Below are 17,762 nucleotides of genomic sequence, written 5' to 3' on the forward strand. Positions count from 1 at the left end.
GCCGCCGCTACTGAATGCGGTCGGCCAGGGCCTTCTTGATGTCCGGGGAAGCCTGAAGGCTGCCGAGAACGGTGATCGAGCCGATGGTCGCCCGGGCGAGGTCGGGCGTGACGTCTGCGTGGATGCGGGCAAGCCCCACCACCTTGATATGCAGAATCTCGCCGGCCGCGCGGAGCTGCTCAAGCTCTGCCCGGCCGAAGTCCCGAAGACCGAGCTCCATCGTGTGGCGCTCGATGGAGCGGTCGACGGCCTCTCCATGCGTGTCGAGTTGCTTGCGTATCGCGGTGCGGATAAAATCGCTGCGGTTCGAGTAGAACCCCTCCTGCACCAGAAGATCGACGCGACCGAGGTCGACGAAGCCGAGATTGATCGTGATTTTCTCGTTGTCGGGTTGCCTGTCCCGGAGCTGTCTCACCTCGGCCATTCTTCTATCTCCATCCACATGGATGGTATATGGATGATTTGACTGGCGCCACAAGACCGACTGTCGAGTTTGCTTCGAATTTCCTCAACACTCCTCCCGGAGTACGTCTTCGGAAAGGTGTCTCATGGTCCGGGCACAGCGGTGCTCGAGCTCGGGATCGGCTCGATCCAGTAAGTTCTGATCGGGTCGGTATTGGTTCCCGCGGCATACTCTGCTCTCAAAGCGCTTTGAGGCACCAAGGGCGGAATAGCGGGCATGAAACACCTTACGATAGACGAGCTGACAGGCCTTCTTACCCGGATCCTGGCGGCTCACGGCGCTGCACCTGGCGTGGCGGAGGTGCTGGCCCAACGCTGCGCCGCCTGTGAGCGGGACGGCGCAATCAGTCACGGTGTGTTCCGCATCCCCGGCATCGCACGCACTCTGGCCGCCGGCGACGTCCATGGAGAGCTTCGCCACGAGGTAGAAGACCCTGCCCCGGGCGTGCTGCGCGCCGATGCGAAGGGCGGCTTTGCCCAGCCGGTCTTCGAGGCCCTGCGACCGCGCTTTGTCCAGAAGGTGCGCGACACCGGCATCGCGGTGCTTGCGATCCGGAACGCGCATCACACCAGCGCGCTTTGGCCGGACGTGGAGCCGCTGGCGGAAGAGGGGATGATCGCGTTGGCAGCCGTCAATTGCTTTGCTTGCTCGCTTCCGTTCGGGGCGAAGAGCCCGGTGTTCGGAACAAATCCCTTCGGCTTTTCGGCACCACGGGCGGACGGGCCGCCGATCACCTTCGACATGGCGACGACAGCGATGTCGCATGGCGACATCCAGCTGGCCGCGCGAGACGGACGGGCCGTGCCAGAGGAGACAGGCACCGGGCGGGATGGCCTGCCGACCACCGATCCTCAGGTGATCCTCGACGGCGGCGCACTGTTGCCGTTCGGCGGCCACAAGGGCGCGGCGATCAGCATGATGGTCGAGCTTCTGTGTGCCGGGCTCGGCGGCGGGGCACTATCTCTCGAGACCGGATCGAGCTCTCACGAGGGGGTGTTTCCGTCGATCACGGGTCTGACGGTGATAGCGATTGATAGCCGCCATTCTGCAGGCGGCTCGTTTGCACAGCGCGCCGCGGACCTCGTTCATCTGATGGAGGATGCAGGCATCAGCCGACTGCCGGGACAGAAAAGGCATGACGCCCGCGCGACGGCAGCGGCGCACGGCATTCCGTTGACCGACGAGACATGGTTAAGCCTCCTGGCCCTCGAAGACGGCCGCCGGGGCAGCTAGCACTTCAACGCCTTTGCCACAGGCCAAGTGACGGCATCTGACGCAAGTCGTTCAAACGGGTGGAGTCTTGCCTCGAATTGCTGATATATCTATCGGATAGACGTGGCGCGGGACGCCAAGGCAATCGACGGGTTCATCATGAGTGACAGTGGGACAAAACGACAGACCGGCGCCGCGGCGGCCCGCAAGACGGGCAACCGACCTGCCCGCAACCCGTCGCTGACCGAAACAGTCTACCAGAAGCTGCGCTCGGACATCCTGTCCTGTCGACTTGAGCCGGGACAGGAAATCATCGAGGCCGAGCTCGCCGAACAGTTTCAGGTCTCGAAGACCCCGGTGCGCGAAGCGCTTGCCACGCTGCGGCAGGAGCGGCTGGTGCGGACCTTCCCCCGCCGTGGCTACCAGATCGCACCGATCACTTTTGGCGACATGAACGAGCTGTTCGATCTGCGCACCATCCTCGAGGCCGGCGCGGCAGAACTCGCCTGTGACCGGATCACCGATGACGAGCTGGACGAGCTGCGCGCGCTGGCGACCACCGATTACGACCAGGATGCCGAGCCGACGATTGAGGCCTTCATCGCCGCGAACCGGGAATTCCACCTCGGCATCGCACATGCCGCGCGCAACGAACGGCTGATGTCCTTTCTCACCCGCCAGATGTCCGAGCTTGAGCGTTTCTTCTATCTCGGTGCGCAGCTGCGGGACGTGAACAGCGAAACCAACACCGAGCATCTCGAGATCGTCGAGGCGCTGGCCCGTCGCGACCGGCAGGCCGCGCACGAATTGATGGTCAGGCACAACAATGCCACGCGACAGGGGCTGTTCCAGTCGCTCGCGACGTCGCACCAGATGGGCAAGATCGGCATCTGACATCGCCGCCTCACGGCAACGACCAGACTAGGGCCCCGGCTGAGCAAGCCGGGGCCCTTTTGCTTTTCAGGGTGCTGTTAGAGCACTCACGCCCACGCCGAACTGCCAGTAATTTACCCACCCCACGAATATTAGCATGATTGACAGCGTGAAATATCAATTACAACATTACAGCAACTACACACGAGATATCTGACTGTTCCCATGACCCTGAAAACTGAAGCAACCCTGATCGTCCATGGCCCTCCCGGCAGCGCTCCGCCCGTGATGGCCGACGCCCTGCGACGTGCTCAGGCCGAAGTCCTGCCAGAGCATCCACCGCTGTCATTGCGCCCGATGGGGGACGATCCGGGCGTTGACAGCATGGAGTTCATGGCCACCAAGACAGGTCAGACCGACCTTATCTCGACCTGCACCCCGGTCTTCATCCAAGCGCCACTTCTGCGGGGCATGGAGCTGACGCACCGCGACCTGACCCCTATCGCACGGCTGGTCGCCGATCGCTTCTTTCTGGTCGTCCGCACCGATTCGGGTTGGGACGACATCGGTGCCTTCCTTGATCATATCAGGGCGAATACCACCCGCACGGGCGGCTATTTTCTCGGCGGGATCAACCACCTTCTCTCCCTGGCCATAGCCGACCAGACAAAGGCCGATGTTGAGTTTATCGTCACCGAGAGCGAACCGGCCGTCTGGAACGCGATGATCGAAGGTCGCATCGACTGGGGTGTCGGCGTCGCCGCCGAGATACTCCCCCACGTCGAGGCCGGCACGATGAAGGTCCTCGCAGTCTTCGATGAGAACCGCCGCCCGGCCTTTCCGAACACACCGACACTTGCCGAGGCCGGCGTCCCGGTGACGTTCCAGCTGTGGCGCGGCCTGATGGCGCCCGGCGGCCTAAGCGAAGAGGCGCAGGCCGACTGGCACGAACACTTCGCGACCCTTCGCGATAGCGCGGCCTGGCGCGACTACCTGACGCGCAACGGCCAGGAGGACGCCTGGCTTCCCGGAGAGCCATTTCGCGATTTCCTGGAAGCAGAGTGGGATTGGTACGAGCGGCACCTCGGTCTCGCCGGACTGCTCCCGAATACCTGACGCCACCCCCGGACCCTGAGAGAAGGAACCTACGGAATGTCGAAGACCATACTGATGACGACCGCGGCCGCGACCGCGGCACTGCTCGCGGCACCATTGCAGGCGCAGGATGACGCCAGCTCCGCGTTCGAAGAGGCGATAGGCGCACCGCAGCCGGTCACCAACTACCCGGACCCCTGGCCCTTGCAGAACCTGATCGAGGACGGGGTCCTCACAGTCGGCACGACCGGGTCGTCCCCGCCGCGGACCTTCGTTGATCCGAACTCCGGCGAGCTGACCGGTTCCTACGTCGAGCTGTTCGAGAAGTTGGCCGAAGACCTGGGTCTCGAGATCGAATTCGTCCAGTTGGACTGGGCCGGCATTCTGCCCGGCCTCGCCGCCAACCGGTTCGACCTGGCCTGTGATGGCGCCAGCTGGAACCCCGAGCGTCTCGGTTCCGATCAGTTCCTGATGACCTCGCCCACCGGTCTGAACGCCACCGTGGGGATCACGACCTCCGACACCGGGCTGACCAGCTTCGACGACGTCGCCTCGGGCACGATCGGCGGCGTGCGCGGCGAGATCTACTTCGAAGGCGCGCAGGAAGCCCTGCCCGACGCCGAGGCGGTCGACTTTCCGGGCCTTCAGGAATCCCTGCTCGGCCTTATGAACGGCCAGGCTGAAGTCATCGTGATGAACCTGTCGAACGCGCTGAGCGTGATGGAGGATTCGCCGATGGCCGAAGACCTTGTGCTGGTGGGCCCCGCGCTCGAGGTGTTTCCGCAGTCGCTGTGCGTCAACCCGAACGAGCCGGACCTGCTGGTCGCGGTAAACACGCTGCTCGGCAACTACCGCGCGGACGGGACGCTATCGGAATTGATCGGCAAGTACGCAACGTCGACCGCGGAAGTCGATCTCCTGAACCGCATCGGCTACTGATCGACGTCGGCCTTGGACTTCAGTTCCATACCACAGGCGATGCCAGCGCTCCTCAAGGGGGCGCTGGTGACGCTGCAACTGACGGGTGCAGCGCTTCTGCTCGCGACTCCACTCGGTGTCGTGCTCGCCCTGCTTCGCAGCGCGCCCTCGGCAACGGTCCGGGGCACGGTCGCGGGACTGAGCTGGATCTTCCGGGGCATTCCCCCGCTCCTCTTGTTGTTCTTCTCGTTCTTCGGTCTGCCAATCCTCGGCCTGACCCTGGATCCGATGGCGGCCGCGATCCTCGCGATGACCGCCTACACCTCCTTCTATTTCGCAGAGGCGTTCGCCTCGGGTTTGCGGAGCGTGCCGCCGGGACAATGGCAGGCCGCCGCGGCTCTCGGGCTGTCGCCCGGGCGGACGCTGATCCGTATCATCCTGCCGCAGACCATCCCCGCCGCGCTGCCGCCTTACATCTCGCATGCAACCGAAGTGCTGAAGGGCACAGCGCTGGCCGCCGCCGTCGCAGTGCCCGAACTGACCTCCGCCGCGCGAAAGGTCTTCGTCGTCAACTACCGTCCCCTCGAGGTGCTGATCGTCGCCGCGGCAATCTACGCGGTGATGGATGGCCTTCTCGTTGTGCTTCAGATCATGGGCGAGCGCTGGTCCGCGCGTCGCCGTGGACGGGGATGATCCGATGACATGGTCGATCATAGAACCCTATCTGCCCGACCTCTGGGAGGGCTTCGTCACGACCATCTGGCTGTCGGTGCTGACGCTGGGCGCTGCAACGCCGATCGCATTGGCAATTGCGCTGGCGCGCCACCTTGGGCCGCGTTGGCTGTCGGTAGTGCTGGGCATCTTCGTGAACCTTGTCCGGCTACTGCCAGCACTGATCGTGCTGTACCTCGTGTTCTACGGCTCACCGCAACTGGGCGTCCGGTTTCAGCCGCTCACAGCGGCAGCGATCGGGCTGATCGCGATGGGCGCGGCCTACATGAGCGAGGATATCCGCGGCGGCCTGGCCGCCGTGCCACAGGGGCCGCTGACCGCCGCCGCCGCGATCGGCCTGTCCCGCACCCACACGATCCGGCGCATCCTGCTGCCGATCGCCCTGCCGCTGACGATCCCACCCTACATGACCCGCGCGATCATCATGGTGAAAGGCACGTCGCTGGCGTCGCTCGTTTCGGTCTCGGACCTGACGGCCGAGGCGACGAGAGCCTCTTCGATCACGTACCAGCCCTATGCCTTCGTGGTGATCGCAGGGGCGCTCTACCTCGCCATCAACGGGGTGCTCGCCATCGTCCAGATCCTGGCCGAGCGGCACTTCCGGCGTCGCTATAGAATGGCTTTGTGAATGCCCCAACAGATGATCTCCGCCCGCAATCTCGTGAAACGGTTCGGCGACTTCACCGCGCTGGACGATGTCTCGATAGACGTTCCCGAGGGGCGAGTCTGTGCCGTGATCGGCGCGTCCGGGTCGGGCAAGTCGACACTTTTGCGCTGCATTAACCAGCTGGAGCCGACCGAGTCGGGCGAAGTCCTGGTCGACGGCAAGCGGATCGGCTGGACCGAAGGCCGCAACGGCCCGCACCGCGCGAGCGAGCGCGACCTGCGACTCCAGCGCGCTGACATCGGGATGGTGTTCCAGCATTTCAATCTCTTCCCGCATTTCAGCGTGATGCAAAACCTGATCGAGGCCCCGATGGCCGTTCGCGGCCTGTCCCGCGCAGAAGCGCGCGAGCGCGCCTCCAATCTGCTGGCAGAGGTTGGGCTGGAAGGGCGCGAGGATGCCTTTCCTTCCGAGCTCTCAGGCGGTCAGCAGCAGCGCGTCGCGATCGCGCGGGCACTGTGCATGGAACCCAAGGTGATGCTGTTCGACGAACCGACCTCCGCACTCGACCCCGAGCTGGTGGGCGAGGTGCTGCGGGTCATGGAACGGCTGGTGAAGAAAGGAATGACCATGATGGTCGTGACTCACGAGATGGACTTTGCGCGTGACGCCGCCGACCGGATCGTCTTTTTCGACCAGGGCAAGATCGTGGAAAGCGGCTCGCCGGGCCAGGTTCTCGACTCGCCCGAGCACCCCCGAACGCAGGCTTTCCTCAGCCGCCTTCTGCGAGTGCGGACATGACCGGTGCCATCCTGACCCCGGACGAGCGTCGCACGCTCGAGGCGCTGCACGATCGCCTTTTCCCCACGTCGGACCCGACCGAGACAACGGCCGCGCAGATCGGCACGGTCGCCTATGTCGAGTCGGCGCTCGGCGATGCCTACGCGAGGCATGCGCCGCTGTATCGCCAGACCCTCGCTGCGCTCGACCAGAGCGCGAGTGGCAATTTCGCGGAGCTGCCCGCGGCCGAGAAGGACCGGCTGATCGCACTGCTCGAGGCGGACGAGCTTCCAGGACTGCCAACACCCGACGGACACAGCGCCTTCGACTTGGTCTGGCGGCACCTGCGTGAAGGGCTGTTTTCTGACCCGGCCCACGGCGGCAATCACGGGATGGCCGGCTGGGACGAAATCGGCTTTCCCGGCGCCCAATTCGGCTACACCGAGGCGGAACAGACGTTCGGCCGGCCGGTGACACGCAAGCCGCAGCCGATGGCCGAACTGTCGCGGGACGCCCGGCTCGACTCTGCACCACCGACACAACCGGCCGGAGCGCCGATCGAGGAGGCCGACGTCGTCATCATCGGCGGCGGCTTCACTGGCAGCTTCATGGCGCATCGGCTGGTGAAGTCGGGCCTGAAGGTCGTCATCCTCGAAGCCGGTTCGCCCCGGCACGGCCGCGAACACGCGATGGACGAGCTTTCGGCGACCGCATTCCGCAATGAGGGCGGCGCCGAGAAGTTCAACTCCGAGGTCCCGACCTGGCGGCTATCGCCGGACACGCCAGCGCGTCCCGCCTCGATGAGCCAAGGGCTCGAGACCCGCCTCGGCGGCAACTCCGTCGCCTGGGGCGCCGTGGCGATGCGCTTTTACGAAGATGATTTCGAGGTCCGCTCGAAAACCGTCGCCCGCTACGGCGAAGACCGGATCCCCGAGGGCGCCGCGCTGGCCGACTGGCCACTGTCCTATGCCGACCTCGCGCCCTACTACGACGCGGCGGAGGACCTCTTGGGCGTCAGTGGCCATGCCGGGGGCAGCCGCGACGCGGGACGCAACCGGGGCAACCCGTTCGAGGGGCCACGCTCGAAACCCTACGACATGCCGGCGCTTCGGCGTTCGGGTCTCGGGGCGAAGTTCGCGGAGGCCGCCGAGGGGCTCGGCTATCATCCGTTTCCGCTGCCGGCCGCTATCCTCACCGCGCCCTACAAGGGGCGGCATGCCTGCACCTACTGCAGCTTCTGCTCGCGTTTCGGCTGTCACGTCGACGCCAAGGCCTCGGCCCAGAACACGGTCCTGCCCGAGGCGATGGCCTCCGGCCTGCTGACTATCGTGACCGGCGCCCGGGTGACCGAGATCGTCACCGAGAACGGCCGGGCCATCGGCGCCCGCTACCTTGATGCCCGGGGGCAGGACCATATCCAGCGCGGCCAGCAGGTGATCCTTGCGACCTATGCTTTCGAGAACGTGCGCCTGCTGCTGCTGTCGCGGGACGCAGAGCATCCGGACGGACTTGGCAACAACCGCGGCCAGGTCGGACGCTATTACATGACCCGCCAGCAGCCGTCGGTCTTCGCACAGTTCGAGGGCACACCGATCAACCGCTTCATCGGACCGACGGCCCAGGCGCAGGCGATCGCGGATCTGTCGTGCGATCACTTCGACCACGGCGACCTCGACTTCATCCGGGGCGGTCGGATCGCTGTGTTCAATCAGTTCCTGCCGATCGAGGCCTCGGCCGTCCTGCCTCCGGACGTGCCCCGCTGGGGCCGCGCGTGGCGCGAGTTCTTCACCAGAAACTACAACTCGATCTCCATGCTTTTCATCGACCCGGAGATCCTGCCAAGCGACAACAATCGACTGGATCTGGACGACACTCGGACCGACGACCTTGGCCGTCCCGTGGTCAGGATCACCTTCGACATCGGCGAGAACGAGAAGAAAATGATCCCGTGGCTGCAGGACCGCGCGGAAGAAATCGCGACCAAGATGGGAGCGACCCGGACCTGGCGCCGTCCGGCGCTGACCGGGCCAATCTCGACCCACGACACCGGCGGAACGCGGATGGGTCACACCGCAGACGGCTCGGTCACCGACGGATTCGGGCGGGTTCACGACACGCCGGGCCTCACGGTCGTCGGCGGGTCGTCCTTCGTGTCGCTGCCGCCGGTTAACCCTGCGCTGACCATTCTGGCGCTGTCGTTGCGCGCAGCTGATGCGATCGTCGAGGACCTCGCCAAGCACCGCATGGAGGAGACGACATGACCCAGCACGACGTTATCGTTCTGGGCGCCGGCGTGATCGGAGGTTTCATCGCTTGGAACCTTGCGCAGCAGGGGGCCGCGGTCGCCGTAGCGGACCCGGCCGGGCCCGCCGCGCGTCCCTCTGCCAGCTGGGCCAGTGCCGGTGGACTGCGGTCGCAGGGGCGGCACGACGCGGACCGGCCCGTCACCCTGCGCGCGTCCGAGCTTTGGGCCACGATGTCAGACAGACTGGGTGCCGAGCTCGAGATCTCGTTCGGTGGGCACCTCCACCTCGCCGAGACCGAGGACCAGGTGCCGGACATTGAGGCGAGGATCGCCGCGGACAGTTCCAAGAATATCGCGATCGAACGGCTGAACGGCCGACAGATCGCCGAGATCGCGCCGATTCTGGCGCCCGGTATGGCCGCCGGCGCCTTTACCCCCGGCGATGGTCAGGCCCATCCCGGCCGCGTTGCGGAGGCGCTGTCCCGTGCGCTCGGTGAATTGGGCGTCGAGCGCCATTTCGGCCAGCTCGCCAGTCTCGTGACCGAGGGCGAACGCGTTGTCGGGGTAGATATCAAGGGCGGGCCTGCCCTCCGGGCGCCGGTCACGGTCGTCGCCTGCGGCGCCTGGTCGGCCAAGCTGATCGAACCGCTGGGCCTGCAGCTGCCGGTGCGTGCGCGCGGGCTGCAGATGGTCCTCTCGGACATCGACTCTGCCGGGCGTCTCGCTCCGACTGTCACCGCTGTCGGCCGCAACCTGTCGCTGAAACAAGTCCGCTCGGGCGCGTACATGCTGGGCGGGCGCTGGTTCGGACGACCGACGGGGCGCGGCCTCGAGACCGAACCGCTGGATGCCCACGTCGCCGCCCAGTGGGCCGGCGCGGCAGCGCTCCTGCCACGATTGTCGAGACACCGGATCGCCCATGCTTGGGCCGGTACCGAAGCGCAGTCGATAGATGGCAACCCCTTCATCGGGCGGCACGGCCCGCCGGGGCTCTACCTGGCATTCGGCTTCTCGAACCACGGTTTCCAGATCAGCCCCGCAATCGGAGAGCTGATCGCCGGCGACATCACCGGGGACCGCGACGAGCCGCTTCTGGCCCCTTTCAGCCCCGCGCGACCCGGACCGGGCCCAGCGGCAGTTTCCACGTTCCAAAACGAATCAATCTTGCAGACGGCCTGACCAGATGCCCGACTTCCCCACCCTCCTGAGCCCGATCACTCTTGGCGGATGCGAGATCCGAAACCGGGTCTGCCTGACCGGCCACGGCACCGGGATGCCGACGGACGGCACCCCGAACGACCAGATGATCGACTATTACGAGGAACGGGCGAAGGGCGAGGTCGGGCTGATCATGCTCGGATCGCAGCAGGTGCACCCTTCGTCTCCCGGGATTACAGGGCTGCTTTGCAACTACGACGACGCGATCATTCCCGGCCTCTCGCGATTGGCGACGCGCGTTCAGCAGCATGGCACGAAGGTCTTCGGCTACCTGTCGCACATGGGGTTCGCGACATCCGCGCGGCCGGTGCCGCTCTGGTCAGCGTCTGCCGACTACGAGGCAAAGTACGGCGAAGTCGCGCACGAGATGACCGTTCAGGAAATCGCCGAGGTGGTCACCGCACATGCCGACGCGGCCGCGCGCTGCGTCGAGGCCGGGCTGGACGGAATCGAGGTTCATTGCGGGCACGGGCTTCTCGTTCAGCAGTTCCTGTCACCACTCACGAACCACCGGACCGACGCCTACGGCGGGTCCGAGGAAAACCGGAGCCGCTTTGCCGCCGAGATCCTCTCGGCCGTACGGCGACGGATCGGTCCCGATGTCCCGCTGGGCATCCGCTGTTCGGGGGACGAGCTCGTGCCCGGTGGCCTGACTGGCGTCGACATGGCACGCATCGTGCCTCGGCTCGTCGCCGCGGGCGCACTCGACTATGTCGATGTCAGTGCCGGGACGGATGGCAACCTCGTCTCGAACATGCTGCACGAACCTCCGATGGGTCTGCCGCCGGGGCCGTTCCGCTCTCTATCGCGGCAGTTGAAAGAGTCGCTCGACATCCCGGTCATCCACGGCACCCGCATCCACACGGCAGAGTTCGCCGAAGACATGCTGGCGCGCGGGGACGCCGACATGGCGGGGTTCGCGCGCGCCCTGATCGCCGATCCGTATCTGCCCAGGAAAGCGCGCGAGGGCGCGGCCGGGCGCATCACGCCCTGCATCGCTTGTGAGCAGGCATGTTTCGGCCGGCTATACCGAGGGCGCGCGATCAGCTGCATCGGCACACCTGCGACAGGGCGCGAGGCACGTATGGCTGCCCCTTCACTGGCCCAGGCACGACGGCGCGTGATTGTCGTCGGCGCAGGCCCGGCGGGGCTTGAAGCGGGGCTGGTCGCGGCACGGCGCGGACACGACGTGACAGTACTCGACGCTGCAGAGGTTCCGGGCGGAATGCTCGACCTCGCTCGCCGACCGGTCGGGCGCAGCGAATGGTCCCGCCTGATCGAGCACAAGGTCGAAGAACTGAAGGCTACCGGCGGCACGCTGCACCTTGGCAGGCGCGCCGATGCCGAAGGCCTCGCCAAGGCTGGAGCCGATCACGTGATCCTCGCCAGCGGCGCGCGGCCCCGGGCCTGGAAACTCCCCGGCGCAAGCGAAAACACGGTGCTGTCCCTCGAAGAGGCCGTGCGGGACTGGTCCGAAGGGGGCGACCGCATCGGCCGGCGCGTGCTGATAGCCGACGAGATGAATCGTGCGCCGGGCCTTGCCCTCGCGCTGAGCCTTGCCCGATCGGGCCACGAGGTCTCGCTCTCCACCCCGGCATTCCATGCCGGTCAGAACCTCGAGATCCAGAACCTCACTTATTTTCAACGTGAATGCCTGACAGCCGGAGTCACCTTCTTTCCGACCGTGGTGCCGATCCGGATGGAGGGAGACGAGGTCGTGTTGCACAACCTGATGACCCGAACCGAGACGATGCGCCTTGCGTCGGACACTGTGGTGGCCGTTGTACCGGGCCTGCCTGACACACACCTCGGAAGCGCGCTGACCGAGGCCGGGATCTCGAACCGGACAATCGGCGACGCCTACGCGCCGCGCGATGCAGAAGCAGCAATCCTTGAGGGTCACGAAGCCGGGCTCGCGTCATGAGCGAAATCGGCTCTCTTTGGGAACAGATCGCCCCGGCGGGGCCGGCATGCCCGCCGCTGGATGGTGATCGCAAGGCCGACCTCGTCGTTATCGGCGGTGGATTCCTTGGTCTCTCGACCGCCCTTCATGCCGCCAAGGCGGGGCTCGACACCGTCCTTCTGGAAGCGCAGGAGGCCGGTTTCGGCGCATCCGGGCGCAACACCGGCTTCGTCGTGCCCTCGCTGAAGAGCGCCCTTGGGCCGGCCGAGGTCACGCGTCTCATGGGGAAGGAACACGCCGAACGGCTGCTGCGGCTGGTCGCGGGGTCCGGCCGGACCGTGTTCGACCTGATCGAACAGCATGGCATGGACGTCCCCAGGGCGCAGAACGGCTGGCTGCAGCCGGGTCACTCGGCGGCGGCGGACAAGATGCTGAAAGGCCGCCTGCCGGCCCTTCTCGAGGCCGGCGTCGATGCGGATTACCTCGACCGGGACCAGATGCAGACCCTTTCCGGGATTCCAGGGCTGCATGGCGGACTGAGGGTTAAGTCTGGCGGCCAAATCAATCCGCTGGCCTATGCACGGGGCCTTGCGCGCGCGGCGCAGGCGGCGGGCGCGACGATCCATGCAGGATCTGCGGCGACGGCGCTGACCGAGGACGGCGCGGGTTGGCGCGTGACGACGCCCGGTGGCACCGTCGAGGCTCGGCAGGTTTTGCTTGCCACGAACGCGATGACCGGCAACCTGTCTCGCCCCATGCGAAACGGGATCGTTCCGGTGACGATCTTCCAGGTCGCCACACAGGTCCTGCCTGACGAGGTCCGGGCGCGTATCCTGCCGGCGATGGCTCCGGTGGCCGACACCCGCCGCCACACATTCGCGCTGCGATGGTCCGAGGACGGGCGCTTGATCACCGGCGGTATGGTCGTGCCATTCGGCAACCGGATGGAGCGGGCCCGGCGAGGCTTCCTGTCGCGCATCCGCCAGTTCTGTCCTGACCTCCCGCCACTGCGCGCCGCAGCCTCCTGGACCGGAACGATCGCGGCGACGATCGACGCGCTGCCGCGGATGGTCCGGTTCGGGCCCGGCCTGTACGGCGCAATCGGCTGCAACGGACGCGGCGTGGCGCTGACCTCTGCTCTCGGGGCAGAGATCGCGGTCCTGATGACCGGTCGCACGACAGAGGCCGACTTTGCCCTGCCGGTCACCGATCCGAGACCGCTGCCGCTACCGCAACTCAACGGCCTCGCGCCCCATCTTTGGCTGCCTTGGAGCAGCCTGCTCGACCGGATCGAGGCCGGGCGCAGCGCCACCACACATCAAGACAAGAAGGAACTCTGAACATGAGCGAGAACGGAAAGATTCAATGGTCGCGCCAGGAAGACGTGGACCTGACTTGGGTGCACGAGGGCAAGGAATTCAGCCACCGGCTGATCACCCAGAAACTGCACGGCGCGCCGATGTCGTTCCACATCACGACTTACATGCCGCATTTCGAGGTCATGGTCGAAGGTGACGGCCTGCACGAGGTGGTGCTTTACTGCTTGCACGGCTGGTCGACCCAGACGGTCGAGGACACCGGCGAGACCCGCGAATTCAAGCAGGGGGACGCCGTCTACCTCCCGAAAATCTACCGATACCGCCACGTGATCGGAGAAGCGGGGCTGGTCGTGGCGGTCTGCTCGGTCCCGTCCAAAGAAGCGGGCGACATGTAGGCCGATGCCGGCTCGTTTCCTGACTGACCCGGCTGAGGCGGGCCGCGCGCCGGACATCGTCGTGGCAGGGGGTGGCATCGTCGGGCTCGCCACCGCCTTCTTCCTGTCCCGCGCAGGCCTGCGTCCTCTCGTGATCGAGCGGCTGCCCGCCCTCGCGATGCTGGCCTCGCGCCGATCGGGCGAAGGCGTGCGAGCGCAATGGGAGCTGCCATCGAACATCGAGCTGGCGCGGGCCTCGATCGACATCTACGCCGGGTTCGAGGCGCTGACCGGCCACACTGCCGGTTATCGCCCGATCGGCTATCTCTACGGCAGCCGTACCGAAGCGGGCGCCGGACGGCTGGCCGCCCGGGTCGACCGCCAGCGGGAGGCCGGCCTCGACGACGTCGAATGGCTGACTCCAGAGGCGGCGCGCGACCGTGTTCCGACCTTGTCGCCCGAGGTCACGGGGGCCGCCTTCCGCGCGGGGGACGGGGTGATCGACATAGGGTCGATTATCACCGGTTACCTGGCGGGCATGAACGCCGACATCGTGACGGACTGCGACTTGCTTCATATCCGCGAGCGGGTCGGGGGCGTCACGCTCGAAACGAACCGCGGCGCGATCGACACTGGGTCGCTGGTGCTGGCTAACGCCGTCCGCTGCCCAGGCATCCTCGCGTCGCTGGGCGTCGCGCTGAAGTTGCGGCTGTCCCGCTCTGCCATCCAGTACGTGACGCTCGACCGGGTGCCGGCGGACCACCCGGCCGTGGTGGACGCCGACCTCGGATCATTTTGGCGGCCCGACACGAACGGCGCGCGGATGACCGCCTCGTTCCGCTCGACGCTGTTTCTCGACAGGCTGACCGACGACCCGCCCGTCGGCGCCGACTATCTTCAGCACGCCATCCGGACCGTCTCGCCGCTCACGCCCTTCTGGGGCGAGCGCGCGGCGGAGATCAGCGGTGGCCACCTGCGGAGCGGCAGCTTGCTTGTCACTGCCGACGGGGGCCCCCTGGTCGGTCGGCTGACTGGGCACGACAGGATCTTCGTCAACACCGGCTACGGCGGGCACGGCGTGATGATGAGCCCCGAGGCCGCCCGCCTTCTTGCGGACGAAGCGACGGGCGGAGCGGCATCCCGCTGGTCGCCCGCCCGCTTCGACGACGGTTTCATGCCACCGGCAGAGCCGATGACCGTGAACCTCGCATCAAACAGGGACTAGGAAAGACATGACCACCCACATCGGTGTCGTCACGACGGGCCACGGCCCTCGTGACGAATACCTGCATTACCACCGCATGTTCCTCGAGACGCTTGGCGCCGATGTCCGAGTCACAGTGCGTCACATCTACGAGGACCTGACGCTCGACGACCTCACGCCACACGAGGTCGACAAGAGCGTTCCGAACCTGGGCGCGCACGTCCATGTCCCCGGCGCAGTTGGCAACCACATGGGCGACGGCTGGGAGCACCGCTTCTTCGACCTCGATTTCGCAACCGACCTGGTACAGCTGACCATCGACCGGCTGGAGGAGGAGGACGGTGTCGACATCGTCCTGCTCGCCTGCGCCGCCGAATTTCCGACGGGCCGGATCTCCGCCGGGACGCTGCTGATACACCCGCGTGAGATCATGTTCGGGATCGCCGAGGGCATCGCTCACGGAACCCGCCGCAAGCCCCGGATCGGTGTCATCGTCGACGCCGAGCACGCCGACCATGACCGTGCCGACTGGAATAGTCGTCCCTTCGCCGACCAGATCGAGCTTGTCGTTGCGCCGATCGATGGCGCGTGGATCGACGCGGCCCGTCAACTTGGCGCAGCGAACGTCGAGTTCGCCTTCTTCTTCGGCTACGGCGTCGGGCTCGCCCCCTTCGACGCGCGGGACGAGATCCCGGCACTCGAGACGGCGATCGGCGCACCGCTGATCCTGCCGCACAGGGCCACCGTCCTGCACATGCGCAACCTTGTCGGGCCGGCGATGGCCGACCTCGATCACCTTCCCCAAGGATGGAACAAATCATGACCGATCAGACACCGCGTCACTACGCGCCCCGCCACCTTATCTGGTCCGAACTCACCCGCGCGGAGCTGGCCGAAGCCCGGGACAAGGGCGCCATCGTTCTGATCCCTACTGGCTCGATCGAGCAGCACGCCGATCACCTGCCGGTCGAGACTGACGCCATGCTCGCCGCCGCCGTCGCCGAGATGGCTGCCGCCCGGATGACCGACACTCCAGTGATCGTCGCGCCTGCCGTCAGCTTCGGCTTCACTCCGCACCACTTGAGCTTTGCCGGGACGATCTCGCTGCGGCTCGAGACCTATGTCGCCATGCTGACCGACGTCGCGAAATCGATCATCGACAGCGGTTTTCCCCGCGCGATGTTCATCAACGGGCACGGCGGCAACTCGGCGCCGCTGCGGTCTATCTGCGGCCAGCTGACAACCGATGGCTACCCGGTCGGGATGGTCGATTACACCGCGCCCTCCGATCCGGCGTTCCGCGAATTCATGAAGGGCGGCCTGTCCCGGCAGGGCCACGCCTGCGAACACGAGACCGCGATGATGATGGACCTCGCCGGCGAAGAAACCGCGGCGTTGGTCGAGACGCGGCTCGACGGTCTGCCGGCGCGGCTGATCCAGCCCTGGATCGCGCCGGGTCATCCTGACGACCCGATCACCGATTACGGCGCCGGTTGGGCTGCAATCTTCCAGTCGGACGATTGTGGTTACTGGGGCGATCCCGGCGTGGCGACGCGCGAAACCGGCGCGTCGCTGACGGAGGTCACCGTCGCCAGCCTGGCCGAATTCTTGGAGAAGTTCGCCCGCACGCCACTTCGCGCCGGGGTCGCACGCGATCCGGCGAAGCCAGGGATCGCCCAGCCGACGGTTGGCGGGGCGTCGAAACCATGACCGGAACCGATGTCCTAGTCACCGGGGCCGGGGCTGTCGGTGGTTACGCGGTGGAGTTTCTCGCGCGGCGACCGGAAGTGCGCAGCATCGTCATCCTCGACCGGGACGGCGATCGGGCAACCGGTGTGGCGTGGCGGGCCACCCTCGGCGCTCTGCAGGAGGGCAAGCATGTCAGCATCAATGGCGTCGCCGTCGATCTTGCCGATCGTGACGCGACCGCCGAGGTCATCGCACGCTTCGCCCCCCGGGTCATCTTCCACGCCGCGACCCTGATCACGGTGCCCGAGATGGCGCGCGGCCTGCCGCCCGACGATTTCGCCAGAGTGCGGGCGTCGGGAATGGCCGGCTTCCTTGCCGCGCATCTCGTGCTTGGACTGTCGGTGCAGGCGGCGATTGCCGAGACAAGTCTGAACACCTCCCTCATCACCGCCCCGTTCCCGGACTTCGCGAACCAGGTGCTCGCCCGGACCGGGCACGCACCGCTGACGGGGATCGGCAACGTCGACAACATGGCGGCGGAGCTTCAGGCCGCGGTTGCGCGTAAGCTGGGTATCTCTGCCCTGTCGGTGCAGCCATTGATCGTGGCGCACCACAGCGTCGCGGAGTGGTTCCAGCGCTCGGGCTCGGCCGGCGCGGCGCCTTGGCATGCGCGCGTCAGCGTCGATGGGGTCGACATCTCGGAGCAGCTGGATCTCGACGGGTTGATGGCCGAGAGCTCGGCACGCATTCGGCCTGTCCCGCAGGAGAGCCGCACCGCGGCCTCCGGCGTCAAAGCGGTACTCGCGGCACTGCGTGACGACGGGACTTTCCTGCACGGCGCCGGTCCCGCCGGTCTGCCGGGGGGCTGGCCGATCCGGCTCTGGGCCGACCGGGTCGAGGTCCTGCCGGTGCCCGGCATAGATCGGCAGGCCGGGATCGAGACCGCGTTGGCGGGGCAGCGGAAGGGCGGCATCGAACAGATCGAAGAGGACGGCACACTCATCGCCACCGAGACCTGTGCGGCGATGATGTCCGACCTGTTTGGCGTCGATGTCTCGCGCATCACGCCCGCCGAGATTCCCGAGACCGCCATGGCCCTTCGCCGCGCGCTCTCGGCGCGGATCGCGGCCTGA

The 17,762-nt window shown here is 66.5% G+C and carries 17 protein-coding genes; 16 read left to right on the forward strand and 1 reads right to left on the reverse strand.

Annotation, left to right across the window (positions count from 1 at the left end; all coding sequences use genetic code 11):
* Nucleotides 1-7: 7 nt before the first annotated feature.
* Nucleotides 8-424, reverse strand: a complete 417-nt coding sequence (locus tag I8N54_RS14305; RefSeq protein ID WP_140197395.1) for a CopG family transcriptional regulator — start codon at nt 422-424, stop codon at nt 8-10.
* A gap of 255 nt (nt 425-679) precedes the next feature.
* Here I8N54_RS14305 and I8N54_RS14310 point away from each other — a divergent pair, with 255 nt between their 5' ends.
* From I8N54_RS14310 to I8N54_RS14385, 16 genes are all read left to right on the forward strand, one after another.
* Entirely contained in the window at nt 680-1,696 is a 1,017-nt protein-coding gene (locus tag I8N54_RS14310) for an Ldh family oxidoreductase (RefSeq protein WP_140197394.1), read from the forward strand.
* A 138-nt stretch (nt 1,697-1,834) separates the two neighbouring features.
* Nucleotides 1,835-2,569 (forward strand): GntR family transcriptional regulator, encoded by a 735-nt coding sequence (locus tag I8N54_RS14315; protein WP_140197393.1) that lies wholly within the window; start codon nt 1,835-1,837, stop codon nt 2,567-2,569.
* 204 nt (nt 2,570-2,773) lie between these two features.
* Nucleotides 2,774-3,664 (forward strand): tripartite tricarboxylate transporter substrate binding protein, encoded by an 891-nt coding sequence (locus tag I8N54_RS14320; protein ID WP_140197392.1) that lies wholly within the window; start codon nt 2,774-2,776, stop codon nt 3,662-3,664.
* A 36-nt stretch (nt 3,665-3,700) separates the two neighbouring features.
* On the forward strand, nt 3,701-4,582 hold the full coding sequence (locus I8N54_RS14325) for a substrate-binding periplasmic protein (protein ID WP_140197391.1): 882 nt from the start codon (nt 3,701-3,703) through the stop codon (nt 4,580-4,582).
* 39 nt (nt 4,583-4,621) lie between these two features.
* Nucleotides 4,622-5,254 (forward strand): amino acid ABC transporter permease, encoded by a 633-nt coding sequence (locus I8N54_RS14330; protein ID WP_140197390.1) that lies wholly within the window; start codon nt 4,622-4,624, stop codon nt 5,252-5,254.
* A gap of 4 nt (nt 5,255-5,258) precedes the next feature.
* Nucleotides 5,259-5,921, forward strand: coding sequence for an amino acid ABC transporter permease (locus I8N54_RS14335; RefSeq protein WP_197097680.1), 663 nt, complete (start codon nt 5,259-5,261; stop codon nt 5,919-5,921).
* The gene (locus I8N54_RS14340; RefSeq protein WP_269434077.1) at nt 5,922-6,698 is read left to right on the forward strand and encodes an amino acid ABC transporter ATP-binding protein; all 777 of its coding nucleotides are present in this window, start codon (nt 5,922-5,924) and stop codon (nt 6,696-6,698) included.
* Nucleotides 6,695-8,938: a GMC family oxidoreductase gene (locus I8N54_RS14345; RefSeq protein WP_140197388.1), complete on the forward strand. Its 2,244-nt coding sequence runs from the start codon at nt 6,695-6,697 to the stop codon at nt 8,936-8,938. Before I8N54_RS14340 ends, I8N54_RS14345 begins: the two co-directional genes overlap by 4 nt.
* Nucleotides 8,935-10,101, forward strand: coding sequence for an NAD(P)/FAD-dependent oxidoreductase (locus tag I8N54_RS14350; protein ID WP_140197387.1), 1,167 nt, complete (start codon nt 8,935-8,937; stop codon nt 10,099-10,101). The genes I8N54_RS14345 and I8N54_RS14350 overlap by 4 nt, the downstream gene beginning before the upstream one ends.
* Nucleotides 10,102-10,105: 4 nt before the next feature.
* Nucleotides 10,106-12,064, forward strand: a complete 1,959-nt coding sequence (locus I8N54_RS14355; protein ID WP_140197386.1) for an oxidoreductase — start codon at nt 10,106-10,108, stop codon at nt 12,062-12,064.
* Nucleotides 12,061-13,383, forward strand: a complete 1,323-nt coding sequence (locus I8N54_RS14360; RefSeq protein ID WP_140197385.1) for an NAD(P)/FAD-dependent oxidoreductase — start codon at nt 12,061-12,063, stop codon at nt 13,381-13,383. The genes I8N54_RS14355 and I8N54_RS14360 overlap by 4 nt, the downstream gene beginning before the upstream one ends.
* A 2-nt stretch (nt 13,384-13,385) precedes the next feature.
* Nucleotides 13,386-13,757 carry a hypothetical protein gene (locus I8N54_RS14365; RefSeq protein ID WP_140197384.1) on the forward strand — a complete coding sequence of 124 codons (372 nt, stop codon included), beginning with the start codon at nt 13,386-13,388 and terminating at the stop codon, nt 13,755-13,757.
* Between the two features lie 4 nt (nt 13,758-13,761).
* Entirely contained in the window at nt 13,762-14,961 is a 1,200-nt protein-coding gene (locus tag I8N54_RS14370; RefSeq protein WP_140197383.1) for an NAD(P)/FAD-dependent oxidoreductase, read from the forward strand.
* A gap of 7 nt (nt 14,962-14,968) precedes the next feature.
* Nucleotides 14,969-15,763: an AroM family protein gene (locus I8N54_RS14375; RefSeq protein ID WP_140197382.1), complete on the forward strand. Its 795-nt coding sequence runs from the start codon at nt 14,969-14,971 to the stop codon at nt 15,761-15,763.
* Nucleotides 15,760-16,650 (forward strand): creatininase family protein, encoded by an 891-nt coding sequence (locus tag I8N54_RS14380; RefSeq protein WP_140197381.1) that lies wholly within the window; start codon nt 15,760-15,762, stop codon nt 16,648-16,650. The genes I8N54_RS14375 and I8N54_RS14380 overlap by 4 nt, the downstream gene beginning before the upstream one ends.
* Nucleotides 16,647-17,762, forward strand: coding sequence for an NAD-dependent epimerase/dehydratase family protein (locus I8N54_RS14385; protein ID WP_140197380.1), 1,116 nt, complete (start codon nt 16,647-16,649; stop codon nt 17,760-17,762). Before I8N54_RS14380 ends, I8N54_RS14385 begins: the two co-directional genes overlap by 4 nt.

It is taken from the genome of Pelagovum pacificum (genome assembly GCF_016134045.1).
In the GTDB taxonomy this organism is placed as follows: Bacteria; Pseudomonadota; Alphaproteobacteria; order Rhodobacterales; family Rhodobacteraceae; genus Oceanicola; species Oceanicola pacificus_A.

Bases quoted from the DNA above. Each gene is read 5' to 3' on its own strand.
- I8N54_RS14380 (WP_140197381.1), top strand. From the start codon at position 15,760: ATGACCGATCAGACACCGCGTCACTACGCGCCCCGCCACCTTATCTGG.
- I8N54_RS14320 (WP_140197392.1), top strand. From the start codon at position 2,774: ATGACCCTGAAAACTGAAGCAACCCTGATCGTCCATGGCCCTCCCGGC.
- I8N54_RS14310 (WP_140197394.1), top strand. From the start codon at position 680: ATGAAACACCTTACGATAGACGAGCTGACAGGCCTTCTTACCCGGATC.
- I8N54_RS14370 (WP_140197383.1), top strand. From the start codon at position 13,762: ATGCCGGCTCGTTTCCTGACTGACCCGGCTGAGGCGGGCCGCGCGCCG.
- I8N54_RS14355 (WP_140197386.1), top strand. From the start codon at position 10,106: ATGCCCGACTTCCCCACCCTCCTGAGCCCGATCACTCTTGGCGGATGC.
- I8N54_RS14325 (WP_140197391.1), top strand. From the start codon at position 3,701: ATGTCGAAGACCATACTGATGACGACCGCGGCCGCGACCGCGGCACTG.
- I8N54_RS14360 (WP_140197385.1), top strand. From the start codon at position 12,061: ATGAGCGAAATCGGCTCTCTTTGGGAACAGATCGCCCCGGCGGGGCCG.
- I8N54_RS14350 (WP_140197387.1), top strand. From the start codon at position 8,935: ATGACCCAGCACGACGTTATCGTTCTGGGCGCCGGCGTGATCGGAGGT.
- I8N54_RS14365 (WP_140197384.1), top strand. From the start codon at position 13,386: ATGAGCGAGAACGGAAAGATTCAATGGTCGCGCCAGGAAGACGTGGAC.
- I8N54_RS14340 (WP_269434077.1), top strand. From the start codon at position 5,922: ATGCCCCAACAGATGATCTCCGCCCGCAATCTCGTGAAACGGTTCGGC.
- I8N54_RS14385 (WP_140197380.1), top strand. From the start codon at position 16,647: ATGACCGGAACCGATGTCCTAGTCACCGGGGCCGGGGCTGTCGGTGGT.
- I8N54_RS14335 (WP_197097680.1), top strand. From the start codon at position 5,259: ATGACATGGTCGATCATAGAACCCTATCTGCCCGACCTCTGGGAGGGC.
- I8N54_RS14345 (WP_140197388.1), top strand. From the start codon at position 6,695: ATGACCGGTGCCATCCTGACCCCGGACGAGCGTCGCACGCTCGAGGCG.
- I8N54_RS14305 (WP_140197395.1), bottom strand. From the start codon at position 424: ATGGCCGAGGTGAGACAGCTCCGGGACAGGCAACCCGACAACGAGAAA.
- I8N54_RS14330 (WP_140197390.1), top strand. From the start codon at position 4,622: ATGCCAGCGCTCCTCAAGGGGGCGCTGGTGACGCTGCAACTGACGGGT.
- I8N54_RS14375 (WP_140197382.1), top strand. From the start codon at position 14,969: ATGACCACCCACATCGGTGTCGTCACGACGGGCCACGGCCCTCGTGAC.
- I8N54_RS14315 (WP_140197393.1), top strand. From the start codon at position 1,835: ATGAGTGACAGTGGGACAAAACGACAGACCGGCGCCGCGGCGGCCCGC.